Genomic DNA, 530 nt, shown 5'->3' with positions numbered 1-530 from the left:
AGCAGGCGCAGCTGGTCGACGGCGGAGCCGCCCGGCGGCGCGGTGAAGAACTGCAGGCGTTGCTGCCCGTCCTCGCTGAACAGGTTCTGGCAGTGGACGTCGACGATGCCGAGTTCGGAATGGACGATCCGCTTGCGTTCTCCGCGGCGGACCGCGACGTCGCCGGTGTCCCACAGCGCAGCGAACTCCGCGCTGGCGTGCCGGAGCTTGGTGACCATCGCGGCAGCCGGGCCGGACGGAGCGTGCCGGGCCACCGCGGCGCGGAGGTCGGACACCAGGACCTTCGAGTGGTGCGCGTGGTCGTCCTCGGGATAGACGGCGCGAACAGCGGGGTCGGTGAACCACTGGGACAGGAAGCTCTCCCTGGTCGCCGGACCGAGCAGGGCGGTGGCGAGTCGGTTCTGCACCAGGGTTTCGTGCAGGTCGGTGATGATGCGCGCCGGGGTTCCGTCCAGCCTGTCGAGCAACGCGAGCATGGCCGGCGCCACGTGTGCGGAGATGCTGTGGGTCGGTGGCATCGGCCTTCCTGC

Annotated in this window: 1 protein-coding gene; it reads right to left on the bottom strand. The window is 70.4% G+C overall.

What is annotated here, in order from left to right; translation table 11 throughout:
- The coding region (locus B0F77_RS45840; RefSeq protein ID WP_483868459.1) for an MmyB family transcriptional regulator at positions 1-518 on the bottom strand (518 nt) is incomplete at its 3' end.
- Between the last annotated feature and the right edge of the window lie 12 nt (positions 519-530).

Source organism: Lentzea kentuckyensis, assembly GCF_002150765.1.
GTDB classification, from domain to species: domain Bacteria; phylum Actinomycetota; class Actinomycetes; order Mycobacteriales; family Pseudonocardiaceae; genus Lentzea; species Lentzea kentuckyensis.
This window is presented reverse-complemented; position numbering and strand designations above follow the sequence as displayed.